This is a genomic window from Staphylococcus sp. TE8 (genome assembly GCF_000692055.1).
Taxonomy (GTDB): Bacteria; Bacillota; Bacilli; order Staphylococcales; family Staphylococcaceae; genus Staphylococcus; species Staphylococcus capitis.
This window is the reverse complement of record NZ_JMGB01000001.1, coordinates 508,496-520,824: the sequence shown is the minus strand read 5'-3', so window position 1 is coordinate 520,824 and position 12,329 is coordinate 508,496. Positions and strand designations below refer to the sequence as shown.

Below are 12,329 nucleotides of genomic sequence, written 5' to 3'. Positions count from 1 at the left end.
TTTATTCTCCTTTTTCAAGTAACAAAGTATCTGTCAAACCGTAATGATAACGCTTAATCACTTGGAACGGCTCATATTTAATATCCTCATGATTACTAAACTCACAAACGATAATACCATTTTCTTTTAATAAATTAAACTCCGAAATTCGCTCAATTGCTTCATCAATTAACCCCTTTTTGTAAGGAGGATCTAAGAAAATGACATCAAATTGAATATCACGTTTAGCAAGTGCTTTTAACGCTCTATCGGCATTATTTTTATATACTTCAGCTTGAGGCATTAAATCCAATTGATTTAGATTAGCTTTAATGACTTTAACAGCCTTAAAGTTTTGATCTACAAAAATAACTTTTTCCATACCACGTGATAAAGCTTCTATGCCTAATGCTCCGCTTCCTGCGAATAAATCTAATCCTAAACCTGAAACTTCATGCAAACTGTTAAAAATGCCTTCTTTTACTTTATCCATAGTAGGTCTTGTATTTCGTCCTTCAAGACTTTCTAACGCTTTACTTTTATGTTTACCTGCAATTACGCGCATCGCTCACACTTCCATTTCAATAAGTTATTTAATATAATTTGTTGTATTAAAGGAGACTGATTAATTTATGAAACAATCGTTTATCAAAATCGGTGAAGGTTTAACAGATTTATTTGAATTCACTACCCTTATCGAGTTCAATCACCCTCGTATCAATCGCATCATTTACTTTCATTCGCCACAATCTGAGAAACAACTATCTTCAGTAGCAATGATTATGAATCCGACATCTGGCAACCACTTTCAAGCTATGTATATCATGGTTAATGCTTTAAACTATCCATATCCAGATGGAAATAAGAAATTTGAAATCATTAATACTGAAGCTGAAAAGTATAATATTCCAATTGTAGGCATTGATGTTCAACCACCAGAAACTTACCCTGATATAGATTTATATTTTAACTATCTTATCAGCGTATTACGTCTACAACGCTGGATTCCACCATTACAATAAAACATGAGTGTTTATAGCACTTCATGTTTTTCCTTCTCATAAGTTTTCTTTAATAACTTATATGGTGACCCATCAATATCTCTCACATATTTAAGCTGCATGAGTTTATTTACTACATAATCAGCATCTGCTTCATTGACGTACATCACCACATATTTTCTTTGTCTATTTGAATGAACAATATGTCCATATTTTCTTATTTGTCGTTCGTGCTTAATATGTTTTAAATAAATAATTAAACTTACTCTAGGAATTAAATTCATATCTTGCTCACTCCATTGTTTATACATAAGTAATCATATCACGTCTATGTTTGTATTGAAATGACTATGATTGTTCTTGAAACACCCTAACCACTCTATGTAAGTTTATCCTTACGCCCACTATTTATGAAAATGAATACTATTATGATAATACGAGATGAAGATACTATACTTTTAATAATAAGATAATATTTGTTAAGCTATGTCTAATAATAAAGAGGAGGCTCATAGATGAGTAATAATAAAAGATGGTTAGTCAAAGGTTCTTTAGCAACCGCTGGTATCTTAGGAAGTTTGTTTTACTTTAATAAAAATAAAGCACCTAAACAAGTTAAGTCTATTCCAGCATTCTTTTCAGGACAAGCACCCTATTTATTTGCCCATAGAGGCGGGATGGCAGTTCGTCCTGAACAAACTCAATTAGCATTCGACAATGCAGTAGAATATGGACTAGACGGTTTTGAAACAGATGTACGTTTAACTCAAGATGGTAAATTAATTGTCTTTCATGATGCGCTTGTCGACCGTACTACTAATGGTTCAGGTAAAGTCAGCGAACATACTTTAGAAGAATTGAAACGTCTAGACGCAGGCTATCATTTTACAGATATTAATGGCGCTACGCCTTATCGCAATGATCCTCATGCCAAAATACTTTCATTTGAGGAATTATTAGAGATGTATCCAAACATGTATATCAATGTTGATTTAAAAGATGCACCTAATACATATGAAGGTCGACTTGCTCCTGAGGTGATGTACAATACTATTGTTAAACATCAAGCGCAAGATCGTGTGCTCGTAACAAGTTTTCATAAAACTCAAATTCGACGCTTTGTTGAGTATAGCAATGATGAAATAGCCGTCGGTGCTAGCCAAGCTGAAGTAGCTGAAGGTTTCTTGAAATTTAATAGTATTCTTGGAAATACATTCACGCCTCAAGCTGATACATTTCAAATGCCAACTGAGTTTAAAGGTGTGCCGTTAACGTCTAAACGCTTTATCGACTGGCTAAATTTAAATAATATTGTTCCAGGTTTCTATGGTGTGAACAGCATTGATTTAATGACAGACCTTTATAATAAAGGCGTTCACACCTTAGTTACAGACCGCCCTGACTTAGCTAAACAATTTAAAGAAACCTTACTTAATAAGTAAAATACTGTTGCTTTAAGCTTATCGATACAGTAGAGACTTTATATAAAATGATATGCATCCTAAAGTTAGATTTTCAACTCATTGTATAAAAGCATTTCATTTCAAATAGACGCATCATCACAAATCAAATCATAATTAAAAAACACTTTCGATGACATTTTTTTATTCATCGAAAGTGTTTTTATTGCTAGATTAAATACTCTCTTCGCATCTTCTTTTTATCTATATTTATAATGAACAATTGCAAGATCCACCAGTTGCACACCCATTATGACCTGTTTGGAAGAATGGATTCCCCGCTTCAATTTTCACATTTTCCGAAACTGCGAATGCAATTTTTGTCAATACTTCATCAATTAAATTCTGTAATGCGACTTCCTTTGTCTTATATTCCATGACAACAGGTAACATTTCGTATGCACGCTTACGTTGACGTGTTTCCATCATAATTCTTTTATAGTCAGGGTGATATTTACCAAATCTCATGACATCATCGTATTGATCTTTTGACTTTAAAAATGCTTGATAAAGTAGATGTGCTTCGTCATCATTTTCTAAATTATCTTTAGCATATTGATAAGTTTGATATACGTCTGATTGAACAATCATATCAGATAAATTTTCTATCTCATCTAAAATGGATAATGTTTCTTCAGTAATCATATTCTCACCCTTTCGTATTTTACTTTTCCAAGAAAATTAATGAATAATAATCTTTCATAACCTCTCCGCCCATTTCGTCATACTTATTATTTAACATACGAGAGCGGTGGATATCTGAGTTCATCCAACTATGAATTAAAGTTGGTACATCATCAAAATCATACCCTACGTTCTGACTCGTTGATGTGTAGGACACATTGTTTTCATCGAGTTGTTGTGTCAATGCATTCTCAGTGAATTCGGCACTATCAGTACCCTTTTCAGTTGCTTCATACAAGTTAATTGAAGCTATATGTGCAATATCGTCATTAATTTTTAGAGGTTTTAACCCCTTTAACTCTCTCATTTGATTAGTTACTTCATAAAGTGTAATGAGTTGATTCGGGTTCTGTTCAAACGGTGTTGCTTTATCTTTAGAATCTGAAGTGTCACCTTCATCGGTATTTAATTTATATGGTTGTAGTGCCGCTAATGTATCTGAATCTAAGAATCGAACTGCTAAGATTTTGTTTGATTCTTGGTCAGAATAAACTTGCGCGTAGACATTACCATATTTAATTAATGTTTGAGTTTTCATGTCTTCATCCGACATTTCAAATCGATACGTCTTACCATTAGATTGTATCGTTGGTTCCGGGTTAATGCTTGTATTTTCAAATAGATGTGAGGCACTCTCACCGATAGTTAACGGATCAACTTTGACGTCTTTTCCGGTTGCATAAACTGAAGTAATAATATCTTTCTTAGTACTTACGATATAATATTCATTATCTTTTTTGAATATGTAATTTTTATAACCATATTTAAATGGATATGTACGATCAGCTTGACCATAGTGTTTAGTCATAAATTTAATATCCTTACCAATCCAAGTACCAATGCCATGTTTAGGTTTAGGATTTTCAACATTCTTATTAGACTTTTGGAATTGTTCTGAATGATTACTTTTATTACTTTTATTTGGATTCTCTAATACATCAAATTTAAGACGTGGTGAGTAAAATAAATAAATTAAAAAAGTAATTAAAAAAATAACACCTACTACTTTGATAACTAACTTTTTCATTACTCACCCACCTCTACAGAATTAAGTTTATTGTACAAAAATAGTCTATTATTTATCAAGACAAGCGATTAAACCTTCAACGCTAATTTATAGTTTACTAGTTTAGTATTGTAGCTAAAATTAAAAAAACTGACAAAACCTACAATGAAGTTTTATCAGTATAGTTGAATAGAAAGAACGAATAAATAAATTATAGTCCTAGAGTTGCTTTAATTAATGAGGTTGTTTCTCCGCCTGGGTAAAGTACATACAATAGAATGTACACCGCCACGCCAGTAATTGCTGTGAAGAACCAAATAATCGATGCAACCGGTCCAATCTTTCTATGAATATTAAATTTATCATTAAAAGCTAAAATAATTTGTACTAATCCTAATACACCGCCAATAGTAGCTAAGTTGATATGGAAAACTAAAAAGATGGTGTAGTAGATTTTCACTGAATCTGGACCACCAAAGGCAGTATTCCCTATGAAAATTGTTCTACTAGCATAAATAATAAAGAAAGTTAATGCAAAAACTGCTGCCCATAACATGACTTTTTTATGTTTATCAATTTGACGTTTCCAAATTAATCTCCATCCGATAGCCACTAAGATTGCACTAATGACGATACATGAAGTACTTATCGTGGGTAAAATGGGTACGCTCATAAGTTTCATCCTTACTTAAGTAAATTTAGATCATTTTAATTAATGAAACGACAACAACAAGTACGAAAAATACAACTAAGTAGTTCAATGAATAAATGAACATTTTTGTCGCCCATTTTGTTTGGTCAGAATCTTTCTTAAAGGTAGTCAATCCTAATGCTAACCATCCTAGATTAAGTAATGTAGCGATGACTACAAATGTTACACCTAAGCCAGACAATAAGAATGGTAAAGGTAATAAGAATACTAACCAAATGAACATGCTAATTCTAGTGCGTTTAAAACCTTTAACTGATGGTAACATCGGAATATTAGCTAATGAATATTCGTCACTTCTTTTAATAGCAAGTGCATAAAAGTGAACGGGTTGCCAACAAAAGACAACTAAAAATAGTGCAATGGCTGCTAAACTAATATTGCCATCGATAGCTACCCAGCCAATTAAAGGTGGTACAGCACCAGGAAAACTTCCAACAACTGTATTCCAAGTTGTATGTCGTTTAGACCAAATTGAATAATAAGAAACATATCCTACAATACCTATTAAACCTAAAACGCCTGAAGGTACGTTCAATAGGAAAAGACTAGCTTCACCAATTAACATCATACCAAAGCTTAATATTAATAAGTTTCTATCTGAGATTCTATCGTTTACAGTCGGTCTACTTTGTTTACTAGGCATGATGCTATCAATATCTTGATCATAATAATTATTTAAAGCACATGCGCCCCCCATGATTAAAGTAGAGCCAACAATCATCAATAATATTTGAGGTATAGACGATAGGAAGGAATGGTTTGTCATTACAACTGCAAGCCATGCGCCTGCAAATGCAGGTATCAAGTTACCTTGAACGAGGCCCATTTTTATGATTTGTTGTAATTCTTTGAAGGTTACTCGGCCCGTATCCTGTGACAAAGTGTGTTCTTTGCTCATAGTTCCCCTCCTTGAATTTTTCATATAGTACAATGATATAGTATATTTTATTAAAAGACTAGGTTTTATAAAATTAAATTGTGACACTTTAGCGACATTATAAATCGTCGATTTTGTGACACAATTAAAAATGGTATTCTTGTTATAATGAGTTAAAAGTAAAAATATGTACATTAATTTAAAGTACTAAAATAACAAGTGTCAAAACAATTTATATTGTCTTTTTTGTCTTATAACCACAATATGTGATGCAATAAATAACGTTAAAATTTATGACAAAAGATGGCAAAAAAATGCGTACTTTAATTAATGATGGGGTGTTTATCATTGTTTAGAAAGCAGAACCTTAAATGGTTAGGTGTTTTAGCTACGATTATTATGACCTTTGTTCAATTGGGTGGCGCCCTCGTAACTAAAACAGGATCAGAAGATGGTTGTGGATCATCATGGCCATTATGTAATGGTGCACTTCTTCCTCAAAATTTACCAATTCAGACGATTATTGAATTAAGTCACAGAGCTGTATCAGGTCTATCTCTTATCGTCGTGCTTTGGTTAGTCATTACAGCATGGAAGAATATTGGATATATTAAAGAAATCAAACCACTTTCAATCATTAGTGTTACTTTCTTACTTGTCCAAGCACTAATAGGAGCCGCAGCCGTAATATGGCAACAGAATGCTTATGTTCTTGCATTACATTTTGGTATTTCTTTAATTAGTTTTTCATCAGTATTCGTAATGACTCTAATCATATTTTCTGTTGACCAAAAATATGAAGCTGATGAATTATTTATTAAGAAGCCACTTCGTACATTAACATGGCTGATGGCAATTATTGTGTACCTTACAATTTATACTGGTGCATTAGTAAGACATACTAAGTCGAGTCTTGCTTATGGTGCATGGCCAGTGCCATTTAATGATATTGTGCCACATAATGCGCATGATTGGGTACAATTCGCCCATAGAGGTATGGCATTTATCACATTTATGTGGATTATGTTCACATTTATTCATGCTATTAAAAATTATTCTGACAATCGCACAGTACGTTATGGTTATACTGCTGCATTTATTTTAGTTATTTTACAAGTTATTACAGGTGCGCTATCTGTTATAACAAATGTAAATTTAATTATTGCATTATTCCATGCATTATTTATCACATATTTATTCGGAATGATTGCCTACTTCATCTTATTGATGTTAAGAACAACACGTAGTATGAAATAGTATTACTATAAATTTTAACCTTCATTTCTAGGTTAAATGGAAAATACAACTTCATTTGCTACCCGCGCCCTTCAAGGATAATGAGTATAAGTTTACCTTGAAGGGCGCGTTCTATATACCCACACATACGTCATACATTATTGCCAGCGTATATAAAAGCCCGCCCGATTGTGTAAACTTTCAATCATCACACAATCGGGCGGGTTTCGCATATTATGATAGCTTTTCTATTTCAATAAGTAGATCGCCGGTTGCAATGGCATCACCACTCACTACAGTAACTTGTTTAATTACACCATCAAATGGTGCTTGTATAGTAGTTTCCATCTTCATAGCTTCAGTAATCAACAATGGTTGATTTGCTTTAACTTCATCACCTACAGCAACTTTAACCTCAGTGACAGATCCAGGCATTTGAGCTCCTATATGGCTAGGATTAGTTTTATCAGCTTTAGGTTTCACATTAGCATTTGTCTTCACATTTTCATCTTTAATATAAATTCGACGTGCTTGACCATTCATAGCATAATAAATTGTACGATTACCATTTTCATCAGGTTCACTAATTGTTTCGAGTTTAATTATTAATCGTTTACCCGTATCAATTTCTATTTCAACGGTTTCACCATTACGCATACCAAACAAGAATGTCGGTGTATCAAGTAATGATAGATCACCATATTGCTCTTTTGTTTGAATATATTGGTTATACACTTTCGGATATAGGACATAGCTTATAACATCTTGTTCAGTCACTTTACCCTGTTGCTTTTCAGCTAACTCTTCACGAATCTCGTCAAAGTCAACTGGCTCTAAATATTCTCCAGGTCTCTCAGTAAGTGGTTGTTGGCCTTTGAGAATAACTTCTTGTAATTTTCGATTAAACCCATTTACTGGCTGACCAATTTCACCTTTAAAGAATGAAACCACTGATTCAGGAAAATCAAGTTTATACCCATCACTAAGTACTGATGATTCATCTAAATCATTCTGCACCATGTAGAGTGCCATATCTCCCACTACTTTAGAAGATGGTGTTACCTTAACTATATCACCAAATAAGAAATTCACTCTACGATACATATCTTTTACTTCGTCAAAGCGCCCGCCTAATCCTAAACTTTTAGCTTGTTGACTTAAATTAGAGTACTGACCTCCAGGCATTTCGTGTTGATATATTTCAGTGTTAGGTGATTTAATATCACTTTCAAAGTCAGCATAGTAAGGACGAACAGTAGCCCAGTAATGACTTAATTCTTCTAAACCTTCAATATCAGTTCTTAAGTTGCGTGGGAAACCATTAAGTGCATAATATAAAGAATTCGCACTAGGCTGACTTGTCAATCCACTCATTGAAGCAACAGCTGTATCTATGATATCTACACCTGCGTCAATAGCTTGTTTATAAGTTAGCAAACCATTTCCACTTGTATCATGTGTATGGAGATGAATTGGTAAATTAACTGCTGCACGTAATTCACCGATTAATTCATTAGCTGCTTTTGGTTTCAGCAATCCAGCCATGTCTTTAATTGCTAAAATATGGAATCCTTCTCTTTCTAATTCTTTAGCCATTTTCACGTAGTAATCTAATGTATAGATATTAGAACGTTCGACATTTAAAATATCGCCTGTGTAACAAATTGCACCTTCAGATATTTTACCTGCTTCTTGCACGGCTTCATTAGCAATTTTCATTTGATCGACCCAGTTTAATGAGTCGAAGATACGGAAGATATCTACACCTGCGTTAGCACTTTCATGTACAAATTTCTTAATTACATTATCAGGATAGTTTTTGTAACCAACGGCGTTAGATGCACGTAATAACATTTGGAACAAGACATTAGGTATTGCTTTACGCAATCTTTCTAAACGTTCCCAAGGATTCTCTTTTAAGAAATTATATGCCACATCAAAGGTTGCGCCACCCCACATTTCTAATGAAAAGCTATCTTTAAATACTTCAGCAGTTTTAGACGCAATATTCATCATGTCTTTCGTTCTTACACGAGTAGCTAATAATGACTGATGTGCATCTCTGAATGTGGTATCTGTAATGAGTACGTCTTCCTGTGCTCGTACCCAATCAGCAAGACCCCTAGGTCCTTGGTCATCTAAAATTTGTTTCGTTCCAGATAATTGATTAATACGATCTTGAGATACTCTCGGGATTGATGTTGATTCGTAATCTGGTTTAGGACGTTGTTCCACATTAGGGAAGCCATTTATAGTTACATTCCCAATATATTCCAGTGTCTTAGTACCTCTATCAAGTGTAGGTGCAATATCGAATAATTCTGGTGTTTCTTCTATAAATTTAGTTGTATAATCTCCACTTCTAAATTTATCATTTCGCATCACGTTGATTAAAAACGGAATGTTGGTTTTAACTCCACGTATACGCATTTCTCGTAGTGAACGTTCCATTTTTTCTTCAGCTTGTTTATAAGAAAACGCATGTGTAGATAATTTAACCAAGAGAGAATCATAGTATGGTGAGATTTCAGCTCCTTGGAAACCATCGCCAGCATCCAATCTAACTCCAAATCCACCGCTCGAACGGTATGCGATGATTGTTCCTGAATCTGGCATAAAATCATTCAATGGGTCTTCAGTAGTAATACGACATTGAATCGCGTATCCAAGAGTTTGAATATCTTGTTGTTTTGGCATAGCAATTCTATCACCAAAAAGTGACTCGCCATCAGCCACTAAAATTTGAGTTTTAACAATATCTATACCTGTGATCATCTCAGTAATTGTATGTTCAACTTGTACACGTGGATTGACTTCAATAAAGAAGAATTCATCACCTGAGACTAAAAATTCAACTGTTCCGGCATTTACATATTTAATATTCTCCATCAACTGAATAGCTGCTTCACAAATACGTTCTCTTAAACTGTTTGATAATCCTACTGAAGGTGCAACTTCAACAACTTTCTGATGGCGTCGTTGTACCGAACAATCTCTTTCATACAAATGTATAATATTGCCTAGTTCATCACCAATAACTTGTACTTCAATATGTTTAGGATTATCAATATATCTTTCAATATAAACTTCGCTATTGCCAAAAGACTTTTCAGCTTCTGATTTAGCACGGTGGAAAGCATCTTCAAGTTCACTTTCTTCCCGTACAATACGCATACCTTTACCGCCTCCACCACTAGTCGCTTTAATCATTAGTGGAAAGCCAGCTTCTTCTGCGAATTGTTTGGCTGCTTCAAAACTTTCAATTGGCCCATCTGTACCTGGAATAACAGGCAAATCGGCTTTAATAGCAGTTGTTCTCGCTTTGACCTTATCTCCAAACATATCTAAATGTTCAAGATGGGGACCTATAAATTTAATATTTTCTTCCGCACAACGACGTGCGAACTGTTCATTTTCACTTAGAAAACCATATCCAGGGTGAATCGCATCTACACCTGCACGTTTCGCTACCTCGATGATGCGTTCAATGTTTAAATAACTTTCAGCAGGTCCCAAATCACTACCAACTAAGTAAGATTCGTCTGCCTTATATCTATGTAATGAACTTTTATCTTCATTAGAATATATTGCTACTGTATTGATATTTAACTCTGCTGCTGCTCTAAAAATCCTGATGGCAATTTCACCACGGTTAGCAACAAGTAACTTCTTTATATGTTTCAAAAGCGAAGACACCCCTCGTATTTTTTGAATTTTCTAACTAATTAGATAATAAGATTTTATCTTAAATGATTGAATAATTCTATAGTAATTTACAAAGTTAAAGATAATTTAATTTTTTGTAACACTTTACAATGCAACAAAATGATCATGAAATTTCTCTACACTATCAAATCTATAACTTCAGATAATCTTATTATTGTTGATAACTTAATTTTATCATTAATAGTACATATGTGCTAGTTTAGAATAAATGCTTTACATTATTTTAATTTTTAAAATAATAAAAAAGACAATCTATAATAGCTTGATCTCAACTTCTTGAAAATCATTTAACTATAGATTGTCTTAAATAACTTATTTAATTATAACGGCGTTTCATATCGATTTTACGTTGCTTTTGGCGTTTATCATCTTGTTTGATTTGTTTAGCAGTAATTAATAAAAGACCCATTGCAATACTTAAACTAATCATTGCTGAACCACCAAAACTAATAAATGGTAACGGTACACCTGTTAATGGGATTGTAGCTGAAATACCACCGATATTAACAAATGTTTGGCTTCCTATATAACTTGCGATACCGACGCAAACTAATTTGTAAAAATAAGAATTTGTTTTATTAGCTAATTGGAATGCTCGATAAACAATGAAATATTCTAAAATAATTACTAATAAGCCACCCACTAAACCTAACTCTTCGCATATCACCGCAAAGATAAAATCAGTATGAGGTTCTGGCAAGTAACCCAATTTCATTATACTGTTACCTAATCCACGTCCAAATAGCCCACCATTACCTATCGCCATTAAGGAATTAGAAATATGATACCCTGTTCCTGATTCTTGTCCAAATGGATTTGTTAACGTACTAAAACGTGCTTCTAAATAACTAGGAACCATATGTAGTATCAACATAAACGATGCAATAATAACAAATCCTAAAGCTACTAATAATCCCCACTTCAACATATTCTGAACACCAATACCAGAATAGAAAATAATTGAGAAGAAGATGATTAGTATTAACATCGTTTGCCCAACGTCCTTTTGGAAAAGAACAAGAACCAGACACGTTACTACGAATAGAATTGGACCTAAGATTAACTTGATGTTCTGTCTTACTGCAGGCATTTTCTTTTCAATCATAAATGGTATGTAAAGAATGATGGCAATTTTTAGTAACTCTGATGCTTGTAGATTCATAAAACCTAAATTAATCCAACTCTTGGAACCATTGATATTTTTACCAATAACTAAAGTCAGTAATAGTAGTACGAAAATACCAATCATCATTCCTTTTTGAACATTAGGCTTCTTTAGGACTTTTACATTCATAATAAATGCCATAAAAAAGACTATAGCGAAACTCATAATAACGTATAAAAGTTGTCTATTATAAAAGTAAGTTCCTGCAACGGCTACACCACCAGTTAAAGTACCTTTAGTTGCAGCTACCATACTTGCGCTGTATACCATTACTAATCCAATCAAACACAGGAGTACGTATGTAATTAATAATGGATAATCGATAAATTTAGAAGTTTTTCCAATATACCGCATTATATTTTTAAAATTATTCATATACTAGATCATCCAATTCTAAATTTTTAAAGTTAATCACTTCGTTGACTTAGTTCATTTATCTTCACTTTTTAAAAAGCTGTCTTACCTATTATATACTTGAACCCT

The 12,329-nt window shown here is 33.2% G+C and carries 11 protein-coding genes; 3 read left to right on the top strand and 8 right to left on the bottom strand.

Going from position 1 to position 12,329, the window contains the following annotated elements; translation table 11 throughout:
• Position 1: 1 nt before the first annotated feature.
• Positions 2–544 (bottom strand): 16S rRNA (guanine(966)-N(2))-methyltransferase RsmD, encoded by a 543-nt coding sequence (rsmD, locus tag CM54_RS02565; RefSeq protein WP_030065228.1) that lies wholly within the window; start codon positions 542–544, stop codon positions 2–4.
• A 67-nt stretch (positions 545–611) separates the two neighbouring features.
• On the opposite strand from rsmD, the gene CM54_RS02560 reads away from it, so the two are divergent.
• Entirely contained in the window at positions 612–1,001 is a 390-nt protein-coding gene (locus CM54_RS02560; protein WP_002435389.1) for a DUF7147 family protein, read from the top strand.
• A gap of 11 nt (positions 1,002–1,012) precedes the next feature.
• On the opposite strand, the gene CM54_RS02555 is transcribed toward CM54_RS02560, so the two are convergent.
• Positions 1,013–1,264 (bottom strand): DUF2129 domain-containing protein, encoded by a 252-nt coding sequence (locus CM54_RS02555; RefSeq protein WP_037548724.1) that lies wholly within the window; start codon positions 1,262–1,264, stop codon positions 1,013–1,015.
• Positions 1,265–1,495: 231 nt separating this feature from the next.
• On the opposite strand from CM54_RS02555, the gene CM54_RS02550 reads away from it, so the two are divergent.
• Positions 1,496–2,422, top strand: coding sequence for a glycerophosphodiester phosphodiesterase (locus CM54_RS02550; RefSeq protein WP_037548722.1), 927 nt, complete (start codon positions 1,496–1,498; stop codon positions 2,420–2,422).
• A 228-nt stretch (positions 2,423–2,650) separates the two neighbouring features.
• Here CM54_RS02550 and CM54_RS02545 read toward each other — a convergent pair whose 3' ends face one another.
• The 4 genes from CM54_RS02545 to cyoE form a co-directional block, all read right to left on the bottom strand.
• The gene (locus CM54_RS02545) at positions 2,651–3,085 is read right to left on the bottom strand and encodes a YlbF family regulator (RefSeq protein ID WP_037548720.1); all 435 of its coding nucleotides are present in this window, start codon (positions 3,083–3,085) and stop codon (positions 2,651–2,653) included.
• A gap of 19 nt (positions 3,086–3,104) precedes the next feature.
• Complete coding sequence (locus CM54_RS02540) at positions 3,105–4,151, bottom strand: CAP-associated domain-containing protein (RefSeq protein ID WP_023350455.1); 1,047 nt, start codon at positions 4,149–4,151, stop codon at positions 3,105–3,107.
• Between the two features lie 190 nt (positions 4,152–4,341).
• Positions 4,342–4,803, bottom strand: a complete 462-nt coding sequence (locus tag CM54_RS02535; RefSeq protein ID WP_002435338.1) for a DUF420 domain-containing protein — start codon at positions 4,801–4,803, stop codon at positions 4,342–4,344.
• Between the two features lie 25 nt (positions 4,804–4,828).
• Positions 4,829–5,740: a heme o synthase gene (gene cyoE, locus CM54_RS02530; RefSeq protein WP_002435363.1), complete on the bottom strand. Its 912-nt coding sequence runs from the start codon at positions 5,738–5,740 to the stop codon at positions 4,829–4,831.
• A gap of 327 nt (positions 5,741–6,067) precedes the next feature.
• Between cyoE and CM54_RS02525 the strand changes: the two genes are divergently transcribed.
• Positions 6,068–6,976, top strand: a complete 909-nt coding sequence (locus CM54_RS02525) for a COX15/CtaA family protein (RefSeq protein WP_037548718.1) — start codon at positions 6,068–6,070, stop codon at positions 6,974–6,976.
• Positions 6,977–7,189: 213 nt separating this feature from the next.
• On the opposite strand, the gene CM54_RS02520 is transcribed toward CM54_RS02525, so the two are convergent.
• Both CM54_RS02520 and ftsW read right to left on the bottom strand, forming a co-directional pair.
• Positions 7,190–10,639 (bottom strand): pyruvate carboxylase, encoded by a 3,450-nt coding sequence (locus CM54_RS02520; RefSeq protein ID WP_037548716.1) that lies wholly within the window; start codon positions 10,637–10,639, stop codon positions 7,190–7,192.
• A 358-nt stretch (positions 10,640–10,997) separates the two neighbouring features.
• Positions 10,998–12,221, bottom strand: coding sequence for a cell division peptidoglycan polymerase FtsW (ftsW, locus tag CM54_RS02515; RefSeq protein WP_002435326.1), 1,224 nt, complete (start codon positions 12,219–12,221; stop codon positions 10,998–11,000).
• Positions 12,222–12,329 lie beyond the last annotated feature (108 nt).

Coding starts and splice junctions, on each gene's coding strand:
- rsmD (WP_030065228.1), bottom strand. CDS start 544: ATGCGCGTAATTGCAGGTAAACATAAAAGTAAAGCGTTAGAAAGTCTT.
- CM54_RS02560 (WP_002435389.1), top strand. CDS start 612: ATGAAACAATCGTTTATCAAAATCGGTGAAGGTTTAACAGATTTATTT.
- CM54_RS02555 (WP_037548724.1), bottom strand. CDS start 1,264: ATGAATTTAATTCCTAGAGTAAGTTTAATTATTTATTTAAAACATATT.
- CM54_RS02550 (WP_037548722.1), top strand. CDS start 1,496: ATGAGTAATAATAAAAGATGGTTAGTCAAAGGTTCTTTAGCAACCGCT.
- CM54_RS02545 (WP_037548720.1), bottom strand. CDS start 3,085: ATGATTACTGAAGAAACATTATCCATTTTAGATGAGATAGAAAATTTA.
- CM54_RS02540 (WP_023350455.1), bottom strand. CDS start 4,151: ATGAAAAAGTTAGTTATCAAAGTAGTAGGTGTTATTTTTTTAATTACT.
- CM54_RS02535 (WP_002435338.1), bottom strand. CDS start 4,803: ATGAGCGTACCCATTTTACCCACGATAAGTACTTCATGTATCGTCATT.
- cyoE (WP_002435363.1), bottom strand. CDS start 5,740: ATGAGCAAAGAACACACTTTGTCACAGGATACGGGCCGAGTAACCTTC.
- ftsW (WP_002435326.1), bottom strand. CDS start 12,221: ATGAATAATTTTAAAAATATAATGCGGTATATTGGAAAAACTTCTAAA.